This is a genomic window from Pseudomonas sp. S2_H10 (genome assembly GCF_054668285.1).
The window spans coordinates 1,398,125-1,417,403 of the sequence record NZ_CP162754.1; the positions used below are offsets into that span (position 1 = coordinate 1,398,125).

The following is a 19,279-nucleotide window of genomic DNA, read 5'->3' on the forward strand; positions in this document are numbered from 1 at the left end:
GACTCAACTTCTTGAATCAGGCGGTTTTTGTGTGCCTGCAGTTTCTTACATGTGCGAAATCAGCGCGTCACCGAAACCGGAAGACGACACCAGCTTCGCGCCATCCATCAGGCGTTCGAAGTCGTAGGTCACGGTCTTGGCGGAAATCGCGCCGTTGGTGCCCTTGATGATCAGGTCGGCCGCTTCGGTCCAGCCCATGTGACGCAGCATCATTTCAGCGGACAGGATCAGCGAACCCGGGTTGACCTGGTCCTTGCCGGCGTACTTCGGTGCCGTACCGTGGGTAGCTTCGAACATGGCCACGGTGTCCGACAGGTTGGCGCCTGGCGCGATACCGATACCGCCCACTTCCGCCGCCAGGGCGTCGGACAGGTAGTCGCCGTTCAGGTTCAGGGTCGCGATCACATCGTACTCGGCCGGGCGCAGCAGGATCTGCTGGAGCATGGCGTCGGCGATGGCATCCTTGACGATGACGTTCTTGCCGGTTTTAGGGTTCTTGAACTGCATCCACGGACCGCCGTCAAGCAGGGTCGCGCCGAACTCTTCAGCCGCCACTTCGTAGGCCCATTCCTTGAAGGCACCTTCGGTGAACTTCATGATGTTGCCTTTGTGCACGATGGTCAGCGAATCGCGATCATTGTCGACCACATATTGCAGGGCCTTGCGCGCCAGACGCTTGGTGCCTTGCAGGGACACCGGCTTGACGCCGATACCGCAGTTCTCGTCGAAACGGATCTTGGTAACGCCCATTTCTTCTTTCAGGAACTTGATGACCTTGGTGGCTTCCGGCGTGCCGGCCTTCCACTCGATGCCGGCGTAGATGTCTTCGGAGTTCTCGCGGAAGATCGTCATGTCGACGTCGCCTGGCTTCTTGACCGGGCTAGGCACGCCTTCGAACCAGCGCACCGGGCGCAGGCAGACGTACAGGTCGAGTTGCTGGCGCAGGGCCACGTTCAGCGAACGGATGCCGCCACCGACCGGAGTGGTCAGCGGGCCCTTGATGGAAACCACGTAATCCTTGACCGCATCCAGGGTTTCCTGAGGCAGCCAGGTGTCCTGATCGTAGACCTGAGTCGCTTTTTCCCCGGCGTACACTTCCATCCAGGAAATCTTGCGCTCGCCACCGTAAGCCTTCTTAACAGCAGCATCGACAACCTTGATCATGACCGGGCTGATGTCGACACCAATGCCGTCGCCTTCGATGAAGGGGATGATCGGGTTATTAGGAACATTGAGAGAATGGTCTGCATTGACGGTGATTTTGTCGCCGACGGCTGGAACCTGAATCTTCTTGTAACCCATGCTGAACTCCATTGATTGGATTGAACATCTGGCTTGGTTCGAGCGTAACCCAGTTGAATCGGCGCGCAAACCCTATGTTCCGTCCATCTGCCGCAAAGCCCCGAAACTCGCGAGCTACAAGCCTGAAAGCAAAGGGAAAAACGCCAAACTCAAGCACGACGAATGACCATACGCCCTGCTCGCCCCTGCGACCTTTAGACCAATGGACGACTTTCGTTGCGTATGAACCATCGGCAGATTGCCAGCTACCTATGTATAATGCCGCCGCTGACTAAAGGGTCACGTCAGGTTGAACAGCTCTACGACGAGTGTTTCCGCCAGTTAAGTCGATCTGTTACCGCAGCCCGGCTACTTGACACCCTACTGATGCACCCAACATCACAGCAACGAAACCTCGATATTCGGCTCATGGATGACTTTGAACGAACGCGCTTACCCGGCGCCCTCGAGTTTCTGCGCACGCTTTAGCAAAGAAGAGAGAGTTAATCCGAATATGCCCACCCGCTCGAAGATCATCTATACCTTCACCGACGAAGCTCCTGCCCTCGCCACCTATTCACTGTTGCCTATCGTAGAGGCGTTCACCGCCTCGGCTGATATCGCCGTTGAAACCCGCGATATCTCTCTTGCAGGGCGCATCCTGGCCAGCTTCCCCGAGCAACTGGGTGACAAAGCCGTAGCCGACCACCTCGCCGAACTGGGCGCCCTGGCCGTTACGCCTGAAGCCAACATCATCAAGCTGCCGAACATCAGCGCTTCGGTCCCACAACTGCAAGCCGCGATCAAAGAGCTGCAAGCTCAGGGCTATGCACTGCCGGACTACCCTGAGACCGTCACCAGCGACGCGGACAAAGAAGCCAAGGCGCGCTACGACAAGATCAAGGGCAGCGCCGTGAACCCGGTTCTGCGCGAAGGCAACTCCGACCGCCGCGCTCCGCTGTCGGTCAAGAACTACGCACGCAAGCACCCGCACAAAATGGGCGCCTGGGCCAAGGACTCCAAGTCCCACGTCGCGCACATGAGCACCGGCGATTTCTACGGCAGCGAAAAAGCCGCCCTGATCGACGCCGCTGACGCCGTGAAAATCGAACTGATCGCTCAAGACGGTACCGCTACCGTCCTGAAAGAAAAGACCAGCGTTCAAGCTGGCGAGATCCTCGATTGCGCCGTGATGAGCAAAAACGCCCTGCGCGCTTTCATCGCCGCTGAAATCGAAAGCGCCAAGGCACAAGGCGTGCTGCTTTCGGTTCACCTGAAAGCCACCATGATGAAGGTCTCCGACCCGATCATGTTCGGCCAGATCGTTGCCGAGTTCTATAAAGACGCACTGGCCAAGCACGCAGACGTGCTGGCACAGATCGGCTTCAACCTGAACAACGGCATCGGCGACCTGTACGCTCGCATCAAGGCCTTGCCTGCCGAGCAGCAAGCTGCGATCGAAGCTGACATCCAGGCGGTCTACGCCGTTCGCCCATCGCTTGCGATGGTCAATTCCGACAAAGGCATCACCAACCTGCACGTGCCGAGCGACGTGATCGTCGACGCCTCGATGCCGGCGATGATCCGTGACTCCGGCAAGATGTGGGGCACCGACGGCCTGCTGCACGATACCAAGGCCGTGATCCCGGATCGCTGCTACGCCACCATCTACCAGGCCGTGATCGAAGACTGCAAAGCCAACGGCGCGTTCGATCCGACCACCATGGGCAGCGTGCCGAACGTCGGCCTGATGGCGAAAAAAGCCGAAGAGTACGGCTCCCACGACAAGACGTTCCAGATCAAGGCTGACGGCGTTGTTCGCGTCACCGACAGCAAGGGCAACCTGCTGCTGGAGCAGTCGGTCGAAGCCGGCGACATCTTCCGCATGTGCCAGACCAAAGACGCGCCGATCCAGGACTGGGTCAAACTGGCCGTCAACCGTGCTCGCGCCAGCAGCACTCCAGCGATTTTCTGGCTGGACCCGATGCGCGCCCACGACGGCGTGGTGATCGAGAAAGTTCAGGCCTACCTGAAGGATCACGACACTGCCGGTCTGGACATCCAGATCATGTCGCCTGTCGACGCCATGAAGTACACCCTGCAGCGTACCCGCGACGGTAAAGACACCATCTCGGTAACCGGCAACGTACTGCGCGACTACCTGACCGACCTGTTCCCGATCATGGAACTGGGCACCAGCGCCAAGATGCTGTCGATCGTGCCGCTGATGAACGGCGGTGGCCTGTTCGAAACCGGCGCCGGCGGTTCGGCTCCGAAACACGTTCAGCAGCTGCTGGAAGAAAACTTCCTGCGCTGGGATTCGCTGGGTGAATTCCTCGCCCTGGCCGCATCCCTGGAACACCTGGGCGTGACCTACGACAATCCCAAGGCGCTGGTTCTGGCCAAGACCCTGGACCAGGCCACCGGCCAGTTCCTGGACAACAACAAGTCGCCATCGCGCAAAGTCGGCAACATCGACAACCGCGGCAGCCACTTCTACCTGGCGCTGTACTGGGCCCAGGCCCTGGCTGCCCAGACCGAAGACTCTGCACTGCAAGCGCAGTTCGCGACCCTGGCCAAGACCCTGACCGAGAACGAGGCGACCATCGTTGCCGAACTCAACGCCGTACAGGGCAAGCCAGTGGACATCGGCGGTTACTACCACGCCGACGCCGAGCTGATCAGCAAGGCCATGCGCCCAAGCGCAACCTTCAACGCGGCGGTTGCTGCGCTGGTTTAAGGTTGTAAGGGAACATCACAAACCCCGGCCCTGTGCCGGGGTTTGTGTTTGTGCCTTTTGTAAATCGACACAAAACCCTGTAGGAGCCGGCTTGCTGGCGATAGCGGTTTATCATTCATATCTTCGTTGACTGATACGCCGCTATCGCCAGCAAGCCGGCTCCTACAGGGATCACATTTCAACATCGAGGGCATTTTATGGACTGGAAACCCCACATCACCGTCGCCACCATCGTCGAAGACAACTGCCGCTTCCTGATGGTCGAGGAACTCAAGCACGGGCGCGTGGTGCTCAACCAGCCCGCCGGCCACCTTGACCCGCATGAAACCCTCACCGAAGCCGCCGTGCGCGAAACCCTCGAGGAAACCGGCTGGGACGTCGAACCCACCGGCGTACTGGGCATTTACCTGTACACCGCACCGAGCAACGGCGTGACCTACCAGCGGGTGTGCTTCATCGCCAAAGCACTGAAACATCGCCCGGACTATCAACTGGACGACGGCATCGTCGGCGCCAAGTGGTTGACCCGCGAAGAATTAATCGAGCAGCGCGACAACTGGCGCAGCGAGCTGATCATCCGCTGCATCGACGACTATCTGGCAGGCAATCACTTCGGCCTCGAATTGATCCGTCCTTCTCTTTAGCCATGCAGGCTCCAGCCTGTTAGAATCGCGTCCTTTTTCAAGACACTCATTGAATCCCTATGCGTGATCCAGCCCCTTCTGACACACAAAAGAAGCGCGTCATTGTCGGCATGTCCGGCGGCGTGGACTCTTCCGTTTCCGCCCTCCTGCTGATCGAGCAGGGTTATGAGGTGGAAGGCCTGTTCATGAAGAACTGGGAAGAAGACGATGGAACGGAATACTGCACCGCCATGGATGACCTGGCGGACGCCCAGGCCGTGTGCGACAAGATTGGCATCAAGCTGCACACCGCCAACTTCGCCGCCGAGTACTGGGACAACGTGTTCGAGCATTTCCTCGCCGAATACAAGGCCGGACGCACGCCGAACCCGGACATCCTGTGCAACCGCGAAATCAAGTTCAAGGCGTTCCTCGACTACGCCATGGTGCTGGGCGCCGACCTGATCGCCACCGGCCACTACGTGCGTCGCCGCGACATCGACGGCCGCACCGAACTGCTCAAGGGCCTGGACCCGAACAAGGACCAGAGCTACTTCCTGCACGCCGTCGGCGGTGAACAGATCGCCAAGACCCTGTTCCCGGTCGGCGAACTGGAAAAACCACAGGTGCGCGCGATTGCCGAGAAGTACGAACTGGCGACCGCGAAGAAAAAGGATTCCACCGGGATCTGCTTTATCGGCGAGCGCCGCTTCAGCGACTTCCTCAAGCAGTACCTGCCGGCGCAACCGGGCGAGATCAAGACCACCGAAGGTGAAATCATCGGCCGCCACCACGGCCTGATGTATCACACCATCGGCCAGCGTCAGGGCCTGGGCATCGGCGGCCTGAAAGACGCCAGCGACGAGCCGTGGTACGTGCTGATCAAGGACCTGGAACACAACGAGCTGATCGTTGGCCAGGGCAATGATCACCCGTGGCTGTTCTCCCGCGCCCTGCTCGCTTCGGACATCTACTGGGTCAACCCGATCGACCTGACCGAGCCACGCAAGCTGACCGCCAAAGTGCGCTATCGCCAGAGCGACCAGCCCTGCACCCTGGAAAAAACCGCCAGCGGTTATCGCGCGACCTTCGACGATCCGCAACGCGCGGTGACTCCGGGCCAGTCCGTGGTGTTCTATGACGGCGAAATCTGCCTCGGCGGCGGCGTGATTGAAGTTGCCGAGCCGTGGACGAGCAAGGGCCAGGCCCTATGAACCCGATTCAGGAGCAACTGACAGCACTGGGCGGCGTGTTTCTTGCCGCTGTGCTGGTGGACAGGATTGCCAAGTCCGGCCAGACCAACGAAGCCGGCCTGACCTGCATGCTCGGCAGCCTGCTGATCCGCGACCCCAAGGACACCCTGGAAGTCTATGGCGGCGACGACATCAACCTGCGTGAAGGCTACCGCGCCCTGATCGGCGCCCTCGAGCGTGATCCGAGCGCCCTGCAGCGCGAGCCGCTGCGCTATGCCCTGGCGATGCTCGGCCTTGAGCGCCAACTGGCCAAGCGCGAGGACATGCTCGAGGTGATCGGCAAGCGTCTGCCGCAGATTCAGTCCCAGGTCGAACACTTCGGCCCGGCCCACGAAAACGTGATCGCCGCCTGCGGCGCGCTGTATCAGGACACCCTGAGCACCCTGCGCCAACGCATCCAGGTGCACGGCGACATGCGCAACCTGCAACAACCGAGCAACGCCTCGAAAATTCGTGCCCTGCTGCTGGCCGGCATCCGCTCTGCGCGCCTGTGGCGGCAATTGGGCGGTCACCGCTGGCAGTTGGTGGTCAGCCGTCGCAAATTGCTCAAAGAGCTTTACCCATTGATGCGTAACGAATAACCCGCATCGACAGCACCGAACTTAGCAATACGCGTAATACGCCGGTCAGTTGGCGACGGACCGGCGGATTTTTTCATGTATGATACGCGCCCCATTTCGTTGCCCGACTGTCCGAGAACACCCCATGCAGCTCTCTTCGCTCACTGCGGTTTCCCCTGTTGACGGCCGCTACGCCGGCAAAACCCAGGCCCTGCGCCCAATTTTCAGCGAGTACGGCCTGATCCGTGCCCGCGTCCTGGTTGAAGTGCGCTGGCTCCAGCGCCTGGCCGCTCACCCTGCCATCAGCGAAGTGCCGGCGTTCTCCGCCGAAGCCAATGCTGTGCTCAACACCCTGGCGGAAAACTTCTCTCTGGAGCACGCCGACCGCGTCAAAGAGATCGAGCGCACCACCAACCACGACGTCAAAGCCATTGAGTACCTGCTCAAGGAGCAAGCGGCCAAGCTGCCGGAACTGGCCAAGGTCAGCGAGTTCATCCACTTTGCCTGCACCAGCGAGGACATCAACAACCTGTCCCACGCCCTGATGCTGCGCGAAGGCCGTGATGACGTGATGCTGCCGCTGATGCGCCAGACCGCCAACGCCATCCGCGAACTGGCCATCCGCTTCGCCGACGTGCCGATGCTGTCGCGCACCCACGGTCAGCCGGCCTCGCCGACCACCCTGGGCAAAGAACTGGCGAACGTGGTGTACCGCCTGGAGCGCCAGATCGCTCAAGTCGCTGCCGTGCCGCTGCTGGGCAAGATCAACGGCGCCGTGGGCAACTACAACGCTCACCTGTCGGCCTACCCTGAGATCGACTGGGAAGCCAACGCCCGCGCCTTCATCGAAGACGAGCTGGGCCTGGGCTTCAACCCGTACACCACGCAGATCGAACCGCACGACTACATTGCCGAGCTGTTTGACGCGATCGCGCGCTTCAACACCATCCTGATCGACTTCGACCGCGACATCTGGGGCTACATCTCCCTGGGTTATTTCAAACAGCGCACCATCGCTGGCGAAATCGGTTCGTCGACCATGCCGCACAAGGTCAACCCGATCGACTTCGAAAACTCCGAAGGCAACCTGGGCATCGCCAACGCACTGTTCCAGCACCTGGCGAGCAAGCTGCCGATCTCCCGCTGGCAGCGCGACCTGACCGACTCCACCGTACTGCGCAACCTCGGCGTCGGCTTCGCCCACAGCGTGATCGCGTACGAAGCCAGCCTCAAAGGCATCAGCAAGCTGGAGCTCAACGAGCAGAAGATCGCCGCTGACCTGGACGCCTGCTGGGAAGTACTGGCCGAGCCGATCCAGACCGTGATGCGTCGCTACAACATCGAAAACCCGTACGAAAAGCTGAAAGAACTGACCCGCGGCAAGGGCATCAGCCCAGAAGCGTTGCAGACTTTCATCGACGGCCTGGACATGCCAGCCGCCGCCAAGGCCGAGCTGAAATTGCTCACCCCGGCCAACTACATCGGCAACGCTGTGGAACAAGCCAAGCGCATCTGATCGACCGCTAGACCCTTTTAAGACGCCCGGCCGCGCCGGGCGTTTTTATTCCCGTCTGAAAAGTGCATTTTTTCAATAGGTTACACATGAATTCTGATATTCCTCTTCAACTTCTGGGCGGCATCACGGCACGGGAATTCCTGCGCGACTACTGGCAGAAAAAGCCGCTGTTGATCCGTCAGGCGATTCCTGATTTCGAAAGCCCGATCGACGCCGACGAACTGGCCGGCCTGGCGCTGGAAGAAGAAGTCGAATCGCGCCTGATCATCGAGAATGGCGAGCGTCCGTGGGAACTGCGTCGCGGCCCGTTCGCCGAAGATGAATTCAGCAAGCTGCCTGAGACTGACTGGACACTGCTGGTGCAAGCCGTGGATCAGTTCGTGCCGGAAGTCAGCGAACTGCTGGAAAACTTCCGTTTTCTGCCGAGCTGGCGCATCGACGACGTGATGATCAGCTACGCCGCGCCAGGTGGCAGCGTCGGTCCGCATTTCGACAACTACGACGTGTTCCTGCTGCAAGGCCACGGCAAGCGCAACTGGAAGATCGGCCAGATGTGCAACACCGAGAGCCCGATGCTGGCCCACGCCGACCTGCGCATCCTCGCCGAATTCGAAGCCACCGATGAATGGGTGCTGGAACCGGGCGACATGCTCTACCTGCCACCGCGCCTGGCTCACTGCGGCGTCGCCGTTGATGACTGCATGACCTACTCGGTCGGTTTCCGCGCGCCGAGCGCCGCTGAAGTGCTGACCCACTTCACCGACTTCCTCAGCCAGTTCCTGTCGGACGAAGAACGCTACACCGACGCCGACGCCGTGCCGACCGCCGACCCTCACCAGATCCAGCGCGACGCACTCGACCGCTTGAAAGGCCTGCTGGCCGAGCACATGAGCGACGAGCGCCTGCTGCTGACCTGGTTCGGCCAGTTCATGACCGAACCACGCTACCCGGAGCTGGTAACAGGCCCGGAAGAAATCGCAGAAGACGATTTCATCAACGATCTGGAGCAAGGCGCGATCCTGATTCGCAACCCAAGCGCACGCCTGGCATGGTCGGAAGTCGATGACGACCTGCTGCTGTTCGCCAGCGGCCAGAGCCGTTATCTGCCGGGCAAACTGCGCGAACTGCTGAAGATGATCTGCGCTGCCGACGCGCTGCACGCCGACAACCTCGGTGAATGGCTGAAAGACGAAGACGGTCGCGGCCTGCTGTGCGAACTGGTCAAGCAAGGAAGCCTGGGGTTTGCCGATGAATAAGATTCACGTACGTGTCGCAGACTGGCAGAAGGACAACGCCGAGATCCGGCGCATTCGTGAAGCGGTGTTCGTCGCAGAGCAATCCGTTCCGCCAGAACTGGAATGGGATGCCGATGACATTGATGCAGTGCACTTCCTCGCTTACGAAGGCGACTTTCCAATCGGCACCGCGCGCCTGCTGCCCGACGGGCACGTCGGCCGGGTCTCGGTACTCAAGGACTGGCGCGGCCTGAAAGTCGGCGATGCGCTGATGCAAGCAGTGATCGGTGAAGCCGAAGAGCGCGGACTCAAGCAGCAGATGCTCAGCGCTCAAGTGCAGGCCACTGCGTTCTATGAGCGCCTGGGCTTCAACATGGTCAGTGAGGAGTTCCTGGAAGCCGGGATTCCGCATGTGGACATGGTTCGCCATTCGGCTTAGGACCGAGGTGCTCCTTTCGCGAGCAAGCCCGCTCCCACAAGGTTCACGCTGAACCTGTGGGAGCGGGCTTGCCCGCGAAGAGGCCATAAAGCACTCCACAAAACGCCCCGACATCACACGATGCCGGGGCGTTTTGCTGTCTACGATTCAACTAGCGCCACGCCAGGCCGACAAACTGGCAATATCAAGCTTCAGAACGCGGAGATAACGGACATGTCCCTACGCCCCCTGCTCACCACCTTGCTGCTCTGCTGCAGTTTTTCGGTGATGGCAGCCACAGAAATCGTGCCCCTCAAGTATCACACCAGCGCCGACCTGCTGCCGGTAGCGCAGGACTTCATCGGCAAGGACGGACAGGTCAGCGCCTATGGCAATCAACTGATTGTCAACGCCGATCAACGCAAGATCGACGAACTTAAAGCCCTTCTTTCGCAACTCGATACAGCCCCCAAGCGCCTGCTGATCACCGTCGACACCAGCGACAGCAACGGCCAGGGTGAGCAGGGCTATTCGGTGAATGGCGCCAAGCCCAGCCAGACCCGCATCATCAACTACGGCACCGCCAGCCGTGACGGCGGCACCCAGCAGGTCCAGGCCAGCGAAGGCACCCCGGCGCTGATCCAGGTCGGCCAGAGCGTGCCGATCACCAGTAGCCAGAGCGATTCCTACGGCGGCTACAGCAGCGAAACCCAATACCGCAACGTCACCCAGGGTTTCTACGTCACCGCAAACGTCACCGGCGACATCGTTCACCTGTCGATCAGCACCAACCGTGACCGCATGAGCCAGGAACGTCCCGATGTAGTGAACGTACAAAGCACCGACACAACCGTCACCGGCCACCTCGGTGAGTGGATCCTGCTGGCCGGGGTCAATGGCCAGACCCAGGCCGACAAACAGGGCCAGACCCGCAGCTACTCGACCCAGGGTCGCAACGACATGACTTTGCGGGTGAAAGTCGACACCCTGGACTAAACCACCGAAAACTGACCGGCGAGTCGTATTAGACCAAAGATGTAGTGCCTGAAAAAAAGCACTACAAAACGTTTGACGAGCCAAAAAAGCGAAGGCATGATGGCCTCGCTCCCGCTAATCAGGGGCCCTGGCAAGGGCCTTCGAGGCGATGTTCGCAACCTACCCCCGCGAACCGCTTCGTGTCTGTACCGCCCACAAGGTGTGTTTGACGAGGTTGTCGACTGGAACGAAGTTGTCCCGAGGGACGGAAGCGTAATTAGGTAACCCGGCACCACACTGATGTTCGTACCAAGGCCCACGACGCCCGAATGCGCCCGCAGTTCGCCTTTACCTGCTCACTTCCCCTCGAGCCCATCGTTCATCTTGTCGCCCTCCCCGCCGAATCCGACTTGACCATCAAAGCTTCTGGTCAGCGAGCGCAGGAATTTTCCACCGCAGAACAACTTTTCATAAAGACGCGACGAGGTTTATCTCCCATGGCACTGACACGCGAACAGCAAATTGCAGCCCTCGAAAAAGACTGGGCTGAAAACCCGCGCTGGAAAGGCGTGACACGCACTTACTCCGCTGCTGACGTCGTCCGCCTGCGTGGCTCGGTTCAACCTGAGCACACCTTTGCAAAAATGGGCGCCGAGAAGCTGTGGAACCTGGTTACCCAGGGTGCCAAGCCGGCCTTCCGTCCTGAAAAAGATTTCGTCAACTGCATGGGCGCCCTGACCGGCGGCCAGGCTGTGCAACAGGTCAAGGCCGGCATCCAGGCAATCTACCTGTCGGGCTGGCAAGTGGCTGCGGACAACAACTCCGCCGAATCGATGTACCCGGACCAGTCGCTGTACCCGGTGGACTCGGTTCCAACCGTGGTCAAGCGCATCAACAACTCGTTCCGTCGCGCCGACCAGATCCAGTGGAAAGCCGGCAAGAACCCGGGCGACGCTGGCTACATCGACTACTTCGCACCGATCGTGGCTGACGCTGAAGCCGGTTTCGGCGGCGTACTGAACGCTTACGAGCTGATGAAGAGCATGATCGAAGCAGGCGCCGCCGGCGTTCACTTCGAAGACCAACTGGCTTCCGTGAAAAAATGCGGCCACATGGGCGGCAAGGTACTGGTTCCTACCCAGGAAGCCGTACAGAAGCTGACCGCTGCTCGCCTGGCTGCTGACGTTGCCGGTACTCCGACCATCATCCTGGCCCGTACCGACGCCAACGCCGCTGACCTGCTGACCTCCGACTGCGACCCGTACGACCAGCCATTCGTGACTGGCGAACGCACCCAGGAAGGTTTCTACAAGGTTCGCGCCGGTCTGGACCAGGCCATCGCTCGCGGCCTGGCCTACGCGCCGTACGCCGACCTGATCTGGTGCGAAACCGCCAAGCCGGACCTGGACGAGGCTCGTCGCTTCGCTGAAGCGATCAAGAAGGAATACCCGGACCAACTGCTGTCGTACAACTGCTCGCCTTCCTTCAACTGGAAGAAAAACCTGGACGACGCGACCATCGCCAAGTTCCAGCGCGAACTGTCCGCCATGGGCTACAAGCACCAGTTCATCACCCTGGCCGGCATTCACAACATGTGGCACAGCATGTTCAACCTGGCGCACGACTACGCCCGCAACGACATGACTGCCTACGTGAAGCTGCAAGAGCAGGAATTCGCTGACGCCTCCAAGGGTTACACCTTCGTGGCGCACCAGCAGGAAGTGGGCACCGGCTACTTCGACGACATGACCACCGTGATCCAGGGTGGCTCGTCTTCGGTAACCGCACTGACCGGTTCGACCGAAGAAGAACAGTTCCACTGATCTGCTTCGACTGAGACATCAGCCGCTGCGGACCGAATAGAAAGCTAACCGCAGCGCTGCACATCTGACGCCCCGACTGGTTCGGGGCGTTTTTTTGCCCGGAATTCACCCCGCCCTTGTAGGAGCCGGCTTGCCGGCGAAGGCGTCTTTATGAGCGCTGCAAGCTTGAGGCCGTCTTCGCTGCGGTGCGGCGATCCGACAAGCCAGCTCCTACAAGGGGCGGCAGCGGAGTAAGCGATCGAGAATCAGATAACGAAGTTAACCAGTCGGTTGGGCACCACAATCATCCTGCTCGCGCCTTCGAGATAGCTGCGCAACACTGGATCAGCCAATGCCTGGATCCGTATTGCGTCGTGATCGGCATCAGCCTGGATCAGGATTTCCCCACGCAACTTGCCGTTGACTTGCACCATCATTCTTACTTCATTCTGTTTCAAGGCTTCATAGTCCGGCACAGGCCATGAACTGTCATAAATGTCGCCTGGGAACCCCAGTTCCGACCAGAGTGTCTGGGTGATATGCGGCGTCACGGGATTCAGGACTTGCAACAGGATCGCCATCCCCTCGCGGGCCACCTGGAGGCCGGCCGACCTGCCCCCCTCCAGCACCTTGAGCATCTTCATCGCACCCGACACTACTGTGTTGTATTGCATCCGCTCGTAATCGTTGTTGATCTGCCGTAGCAAGCGATGCATCTCAAAGCGCACGGTGGATTCGGCAACGTCCTCAACCCGATCGTCCCTGCTGTCCCGGGCCTGACTGTCACAGGCAAACGTCCATAGCCGGCGCAGGAAGCGATAAGCCCCCTCGACCCCACTGTCGCTCCAGATCGTGTCCTGGTCGGGAGGTCCCGCGAAAATGGTAAACAAACGGGCAGTGTCGGCGCCGAACCTGTCAATGATGTCCTTCGGCTCGACAACGTTGTTCTTCGACTTCGACATTTTTTCCACGCCGCCAATGATGACGGGCAAACCGTCCTCAAGCGCCGTAGCCTTCACCGGTCGACTTTTTCATCGCACTCGACCGTCACCTGCGCCGGATAAAACCATCGCCGACTGCCATCATCCGCGTTTCGGTAATAACTTTCCCGCAACAGCATGCCTTGGGTGAACAGGTTCTTGAACGGTTCGCTGAACGTCACCAACCCTTCATCCCGCATAGCCCGGGTCCAGAACCTGGCGTACAGCAAATGCAGCACCGCGTGCTCGATACCGCCGATGTATTGATCGATGGGCATCCAGTATCGACTGCCAGGCCCGACCATCGCGGTATCACTGTCGGGATCGCAATAGCGCATGAAATACCAGCTCGAGTCGACGAAGGTGTCCAAGGTGTCCGTTTCCCGTAGCGCCGGAGCCGCACAGCGGGGGCAAGCCACATGGCGAAACCCGTCATGCGCCAGCAACGGGTTTGCGCTGCCGTCGGGAATGCATTCGGTTGGTAACACTACGGGTAGATCCGAGTAAGGCACCGGGACGTCGCCACAATGTTCACAAAGAATGATGGGGATAGGCGTCCCCCAGTAACGTTGCCGTGAAATCCCCCAATCGCGCAGGCGCCAAGTGGTGGTTTCCTCGCCCATCCCACGTTCAACCAACGCCACGACGATGGCCTGGGTGGCCTGTGCGACAGTCAGCCCATCGTAGACGCCGGAGTTGATAAGATGACCGTCCCGACTGGCATGGCTGTCTGACCAGACTTGAAAGTCATACACCTGATCGGCGCAAGCAATGACCTGCCGAACAGGCAATCCGTATTGATTGGCAAAGTCGAAGTCACGCTTATCGTGGGCAGGCACGGCCATCAAGGCGCCTTCACCATATTCGCTGAGCACGTAACTGGTAATCCAAAGGGCGACAGGCTCACCGGTCAACGGGTGCTCGACGTGCAAACCGCTGGGAACGCCGATCTTGACCTGGGCGCTGGAGGCCGGACCGGCCTCTGCCGCTTGACGACACGCCCGCACCTGCGACTCAAGGCTGGGATCAAGCTCCAGAGCACGCCTGGCAAGTGCATGCTCGGGAGAAATGGCACAGAAGGTCACCCCCATAAGCGTATCCACCCGGGTTGTGAACACCCACAGCTTGCCTGCATCGATCAGTTGCTCCGACGCATCCCGGATTCGGTGGGCAAATGCCAGACGAACACCGCTCGCCTTGTCGATCCAATTGCACTGCATGGCGCGCACCCTGTCGGGCCAGCCATCCAGTGTGTCGATGGCAGACAGCAACTCTTCGGCATATTGCGTGATACGCAGGTAGTACCCGGGAATTTCCCGCTTCTCGACCAGCGCCCCCGAGCGCCAGCCTCGACCGTCGATCACTTGCTCATTGGCCAGCACCGTTTGGTCGACAGGATCCCAGTTGACTATCTGGGTTTTCTTGTAGGCCACGCCCTTTTCCAGCAGCTTGAGGAAGAACCACTGACTCCATTTGTAATACTGTGGGTCGCAGGTGGCGATCTCGCGCGACCAATCGAAGGCCAGTCCCAGCGGCTGCATTTGCGCCTTCATGTCCGCAATGTTCAGCCGTGTCCACTCGGCGGGAGAAACACCCGACTGCATGGCCGCATTCTCTGCCGGCAAACCGAAAGCGTCCCAGCCCATCGGCATTAGCACATTGAATCCCTTCATGCGCAAATGACGGGCCAACATGTCGTTGATCGTATAGTTGCGTACGTGCCCCATGTGCAACTTACCCGAGGGATAAGGGAGCATGGAGCAGGCATAAAACTTGGGCCGACTGTCATCTTCGACCGCCCTGAATACATTACCTAGAAGCCATTTGGCCTGCGCCGTACTTTCAACCCAGGCTGGATCATACTGCGGTCGCATAGAGGTTCCTTGACATTGCTGGAGCTGAACGACAAATGATTCGCTCGGCTCACACTCCTTTAAAAGTTGCCGGTCTAATGCTTCAATTCCTGTCCGGCGATGGAACACGGGGCGCTGCAGCCATCCTGGCCGCAACCAAAAGACAGCCGCCTCCAAACAGGATGCCCACCAGCCCGTAGAGACTCCAGCTCAGTTGGAAACCGACCCCGGCGATCAACGAGGCGCCCAGCCCTACGGATACCATCCTCGCCCCCGCCAGCACGGTCGGAATAAGAGAAAAAAGACTGGCCTGGGTTTGCAATGTGGTTTTCTGAGAAATCAACGCAGTGATGTAGGTAATGCCGAGAATCTCACCCAACGTCCAGAAGAAAACAAACGACAGGATCAGTATCATCTGCTCGAAAAAGGCGTAGGCGCCAAATCCGATACCGTAAAAAACCGCAGCCATGGACAGATTGGTAAGCGCCCCGAAACGCGACGTCAACGCTATCAATGGTTGCGTCAACAAGATCACCAGCAAGGCATTGACGATACCGACAGCACCGAACAAGCTGGCGGCCTTACCCGCCGTCACCATGTCAAGCCATAGAGGCAGCTGATATTCACGCTGTGCATCCAGCACCGACAACGCAAAGAACATGGCGCCCGCAACGATCACGATCCTTGGCACGTCGACCATCGTGCCGAGGGAAGCCCTTCTGGCCTCAGGCACAGCGCTCGGGCGCTCCGGCAGTGCCAGAACGACACTCGCCAAAAAGCACAACACACTCACGACCATCGCAAAAAGCATCAGGTAGTGACTGTCGAGGCCGAGCAAATACCCACCTATCACGAACAGCAGCGCGCCCCCCAGATTGCTGGCCAGGTGTAAATAGCCAAAGGAGGCGATGCGGTTGCCTTCATCCGCCGCCAAGGACGTGAGGACACTGAATACCGGCGTGATCAGACCCGCGCACAGCATGAACAACAACACCATAGCAATGGAGGCGATCGATGAGCTGGACACGGCAGCGAACAACAAAAACACCGATGAACAGGACGAGGTACTGATCAAAAGCGCCCGGAAGGAATAACGACCGACGAGCGCCCCGCCTAACAGATTGCCCACCAGATAGAACGCCGACATCAGCGTGATCACCAAGGCCACCGCCGAACTGTCGAGCTGGTAATGACGTTGAAAAAACAAGGCCGCAAAAGGCCCCAAGGCATTTGCCATGACGAACAGCAACCGGAGCAAAACGATATTGCGCATCTCAGCCGCCAGGCCAATCCTTTTCAGCGGGTGACGTCCTTTCATCCATTGCGTCCTGAGTTTTAAACATCCTGTCAGCAAGCGTTACCGAACCGCTGTTTTGTGACATCACTCCTGCAACAAGCATTGCCGCTTCCGCGCAATATCGCTTTTAGGAATGTTTTGAAGTCCGACTGAACAGGAACGGCCACTCGCAACATGTTGCGGGGCAGGCCGAAGCTGTGGGGTACTGCGAACAGTCGCTTCACGGCAACGATGCATTCTGGCAATTAATGGCGCATCGATGACGACCAAATAAACGGCGATGATCCCTTCGGCCCGGGCCAATTGTTCATCCGATAGCAGAGAGGCGCACATGACGTCTCTCTAGAATCAAGATACAGACCAGCACCAATTTCAATGCCTCCTCTCTAGCCACCGAATTTACCTAACGGCAGCCCACTATCAACCCCACAGAACCAGCTTCATCAACACTTTAAGAAAGGTCGCTCTTTTTAAAATGAATGATCCGTAGGAGTTTTCCGAAAACCGACCAAAAACCTCCAAAACACAACAGATAGCAGAGCCCGAGCCATCCTCCTGGCATCTGATGAATCAGCACGGATGATCGGTGCCGATTTGGTAATTGACGGGGGGCACAGCTGCATTTAGAGACACCGGGAAGTCGCGGCGGGCGTACGCAATTTATTTCTATTGGGATGAGGCATTGCCCGGTCTTGGCCAGCCGCCGCTGATCTTACTTGGGTTTGGCGCATGAGACATTCGCCGCTTCACCCAACGAACCAAACCGCAATCTCGGGACATCGGTGCTTATGTAGCCCTTAGTGACTGGGTTACACCTTCGTGGCTCACCAGCAGGAAGTGGGCACCGGCTACTTCGACGACATGACCACCGTGATCCAGGGTGGCTCGTCTTCGGTAGCCGCACTGACCGGTTCGACTGAAGAAGAACAGTTCCACTGATCTGCTTCGCCTGAGACATCAGCCGTTGCGGGCCGAATAGAAAGCTAACCGCAGCGCTGCACATCTGACGCCCCGACTGGTTCGGGGCGTTTTTTTTGCGCGCGATTCAACAAACACCGCCCCTCCCCTGTAGGAGCGAGCCTGCTCGCGATTAACTCCAGGACACCGCTGGGTGTCAGGCTGCCAGCGTCATCGTTGACGACCATCGCGAGCAGGCTCGCTCCTACAGGAGATGATGGCGGCCCGGAAAAACATTGATCCAGAGCGCTATCGCCCTCAGAAAAATCCGCTAAAACGCACCCCGCCGCTACTTGCAGTAACGCCCATATAAGACAACTTCCCAACTCGCCACCGGGTAAACAGTTTAAAAACCAAGCCAAACAATATTGATTATCATTTAGCTGTAACTATGTTCGTTACATTCCCTACAAAACATAATTGGCGAAATGCCGGCTAATGCCCAAGGGGCAAGGCCTGCGGGAGTTTTCAAGCGCGCTATGTCCTTATTCCTATAATAAATTTCGCTATAGGAATTTTACTTGCCGGGTGTTTAGCCATAAAATCAGCGGGATTGATTGCTGCGACATATCGTCACTGCTTTTGTTTCTTTTCAAGCTCAGAGACCTTTGCTCTCTGTTAAGGATTACCAGCATGCCCGAAGCGACAGGACTCATGGCCCATAACTGGGGCTTTGCCATTTTCCTTCTAGGCGTCGTCGGCCTCTGTGCCTTCATGCTGGGCGTTTCCAGCCTCCTCGGGTCAAAAGCCTGGGGCCGCAGCAAAAACGAACCGTTCGAGTCCGGCATGCTACCTACAGGTGGCGCCCGCTTGCGGCTCTCAGCCAAATTCTATCTGGTCGCGATGCTCTTCGTGATCTTCGATATCGAAGCCCTCTTTCTCTTTGCATGGTCTGTGTCCGTCCGCGAAAGCGGCTGGACCGGATTCGTCGAAGCTCTCGTTTTCATAGCAATTCTGTTGGCAGGCCTTGTCTACCTATTCCGAGTGGGCGCCCTTGACTGGGCTCCGGAAGCTCGGCGCAAGCGGCAAGCGAAGCTGAAACAATGAGGCTTTGGCAATGCAATACAATCTCACCAGGATCGACCCCGATGCTCCTAACGAGCAGTATCCGATTGGCCAACGGGAAACCGTTTCCGATCCGTTAGAAGATCAAGTCCACAAAAACATTTTCATGGGCAAGCTCGAAGACGTGCTTAACGGCACGATCAACTGGGGGCGCAAGAACTCCCTGTGGCCGTATAACTTCGGCCTTTCGTGCTGCTACGTGGAAATGACCACCGCCTTCACGGCGCCCCACGACATCGCGCGCTTTGGCGCCGAGGTTATCCGGGCATCGCCGCGTCAGGCGGATTTCATGGTTATCGCCGGTACCTGCTTCATCAAGATGGCGCCGATCATCCAGCGTCTCTACGAGCAAATGCTCGAACCTAAATGGGTTATTTCCATGGGTTCGTGCGCCAACTCCGGTGGCATGTACGACATCTACTCCGTCGTTCAAGGGGTGGACAAGTTCCTGCCCGTGGACGTCTACGTGCCTGGCTGCCCGCCCCGTCCTGAAGCTTTCCTGCAAGGCCTGATGCTGTTGCAGGAGTCGATTGGACAGGAGCGTCGTCCGCTTTCCTGGGTCGTTGGTGATCAAGGCGTATACCGCGCCGAGATGCCTTCCGAAAAGGAAAAGCGCCGCGAACAGCGAATCGCAGTCACCAACCTGCGCAGCCCCGACGAAGTCTGATCCAGATCTGCTTCTTTAATAGAACGAGACACTGGCTTCATTCTTTACGTTGACCGA

The 19,279-nt window shown here is 58.7% G+C and carries 14 protein-coding genes and 1 pseudogene; 12 read left to right on the forward strand and 3 right to left on the reverse strand.

The features are described 5' to 3' along the window. Positions 1 to 45 precede the first annotated feature (45 nt). Positions 46 to 1,302: an NADP-dependent isocitrate dehydrogenase gene (gene icd / locus AB4O16_RS06205; protein WP_075947937.1), complete on the reverse strand. Its 1,257-nt coding sequence runs from the start codon at positions 1,300 to 1,302 to the stop codon at positions 46 to 48. Here icd and AB4O16_RS06210 point away from each other — a divergent pair. From AB4O16_RS06210 to aceA, 10 genes are all read left to right on the forward strand, one after another. After that, complete coding sequence (locus AB4O16_RS06210; RefSeq protein WP_178120805.1) at positions 1,301 to 1,468, forward strand: hypothetical protein; 168 nt, start codon at positions 1,301 to 1,303, stop codon at positions 1,466 to 1,468. The two genes, icd and AB4O16_RS06210, sit on opposite strands and share 2 nt — an antisense overlap. A gap of 327 nt (positions 1,469 to 1,795) precedes the next feature. Further along, positions 1,796 to 4,021 carry an NADP-dependent isocitrate dehydrogenase gene (locus tag AB4O16_RS06215; RefSeq protein WP_460157314.1) on the forward strand — a complete coding sequence of 742 codons (2,226 nt, stop codon included), beginning with the start codon at positions 1,796 to 1,798 and terminating at the stop codon, positions 4,019 to 4,021. A 197-nt stretch (positions 4,022 to 4,218) separates the two neighbouring features. Next, positions 4,219 to 4,665 carry an NUDIX hydrolase gene (locus tag AB4O16_RS06220; RefSeq protein WP_460157315.1) on the forward strand — a complete coding sequence of 149 codons (447 nt, stop codon included), beginning with the start codon at positions 4,219 to 4,221 and terminating at the stop codon, positions 4,663 to 4,665. 59 nt (positions 4,666 to 4,724) lie between these two features. Continuing rightward, positions 4,725 to 5,858: a tRNA 2-thiouridine(34) synthase MnmA gene (mnmA, locus tag AB4O16_RS06225; protein ID WP_160390017.1), complete on the forward strand. Its 1,134-nt coding sequence runs from the start codon at positions 4,725 to 4,727 to the stop codon at positions 5,856 to 5,858. Continuing rightward, positions 5,855 to 6,478, forward strand: coding sequence for a high frequency lysogenization protein HflD (gene hflD / locus AB4O16_RS06230; protein WP_150717149.1), 624 nt, complete (start codon positions 5,855 to 5,857; stop codon positions 6,476 to 6,478). The genes mnmA and hflD overlap by 4 nt, the downstream gene beginning before the upstream one ends. Positions 6,479 to 6,602: 124 nt before the next feature. After that, positions 6,603 to 7,973 carry an adenylosuccinate lyase gene (purB, locus tag AB4O16_RS06235; RefSeq protein ID WP_460157316.1) on the forward strand — a complete coding sequence of 457 codons (1,371 nt, stop codon included), beginning with the start codon at positions 6,603 to 6,605 and terminating at the stop codon, positions 7,971 to 7,973. 86 nt (positions 7,974 to 8,059) lie between these two features. Then, entirely contained in the window at positions 8,060 to 9,229 is a 1,170-nt protein-coding gene (locus tag AB4O16_RS06240) for a ribosomal protein uL16 3-hydroxylase (RefSeq protein WP_460157317.1), read from the forward strand. Next, positions 9,222 to 9,647, forward strand: coding sequence for a GNAT family N-acetyltransferase (locus AB4O16_RS06245; RefSeq protein WP_160390015.1), 426 nt, complete (start codon positions 9,222 to 9,224; stop codon positions 9,645 to 9,647). Before AB4O16_RS06240 ends, AB4O16_RS06245 begins: the two co-directional genes overlap by 8 nt. Positions 9,648 to 9,860: 213 nt before the next feature. Further along, a complete protein-coding gene (locus AB4O16_RS06250) occupies positions 9,861 to 10,622 on the forward strand; it encodes a secretin N-terminal domain-containing protein (protein ID WP_460157318.1) in 762 nt (253 codons plus the stop codon). A gap of 476 nt (positions 10,623 to 11,098) precedes the next feature. Beyond that, complete coding sequence (gene aceA / locus AB4O16_RS06255) at positions 11,099 to 12,424, forward strand: isocitrate lyase (RefSeq protein ID WP_110662143.1); 1,326 nt, start codon at positions 11,099 to 11,101, stop codon at positions 12,422 to 12,424. Between the two features lie 245 nt (positions 12,425 to 12,669). On the opposite strand, the pseudogene leuS reads toward aceA, so the two are convergent. Both leuS and AB4O16_RS06265 read right to left on the reverse strand, forming a co-directional pair. Next, a pseudogene (gene leuS, locus AB4O16_RS06260) lies at positions 12,670 to 15,257 on the reverse strand (leucine--tRNA ligase). A gap of 82 nt (positions 15,258 to 15,339) precedes the next feature. Further along, entirely contained in the window at positions 15,340 to 16,554 is a 1,215-nt protein-coding gene (locus AB4O16_RS06265; RefSeq protein ID WP_160390012.1) for an MFS transporter, read from the reverse strand. A 1,569-nt stretch (positions 16,555 to 18,123) separates the two neighbouring features. On the opposite strand from AB4O16_RS06265, the gene AB4O16_RS06270 reads away from it, so the two are divergent. Together AB4O16_RS06270 and AB4O16_RS06275 are read left to right on the forward strand one after the other, a co-directional pair. After that, complete coding sequence (locus AB4O16_RS06270; protein ID WP_003223812.1) at positions 18,124 to 18,537, forward strand: NADH-quinone oxidoreductase subunit A; 414 nt, start codon at positions 18,124 to 18,126, stop codon at positions 18,535 to 18,537. A gap of 10 nt (positions 18,538 to 18,547) precedes the next feature. Next, positions 18,548 to 19,222 carry a NuoB/complex I 20 kDa subunit family protein gene (locus AB4O16_RS06275; protein WP_046037844.1) on the forward strand — a complete coding sequence of 225 codons (675 nt, stop codon included), beginning with the start codon at positions 18,548 to 18,550 and terminating at the stop codon, positions 19,220 to 19,222. Positions 19,223 to 19,279 lie beyond the last annotated feature (57 nt).